Origin of the sequence: Streptomyces sp. NRRL S-350 (assembly GCF_000719705.1) — a bacterium.
In the GTDB taxonomy this organism is placed as follows: Bacteria; Actinomycetota; Actinomycetes; order Streptomycetales; family Streptomycetaceae; genus Kitasatospora.
On record NZ_JOHO01000221.1, the window covers coordinates 1 to 292 of the forward strand.

The 292-nt window shown below is 68.5% G+C and carries 1 pseudogene; it reads left to right on the forward strand.

What is annotated here, in order from left to right:
- Positions 1–292, forward strand: a pseudogene (locus IF30_RS0140635) (M4 family peptidase); the annotation flags it as partial.

Here is a 292-nt window from a genome sequence, read left to right on the forward strand (position 1 = left end):
GTGGTCGACAACAGCTCGGGCCAGGCCGCGCACGGCGGTTCCTGGAAGGCGTGGATGAACGGCTACGGCTCCGCGCACACCGACTCGCTGTCGCAGACGGTGAGCATCCCGGCGGGCTGCAAGGCGACGCTGAGCTTCTGGCTGCACATCGACACCGCGGAGACCGGCACCACCGCGTACGACAAGCTGACCGTGTCGGTCAACGGCACCACGCTGAAGACGTACTCCAACGTGGACGCCGCGGCGGGCTACCAGCAGCGCACCTTCGACCTGTCGGCCTACGCGGGCCAGA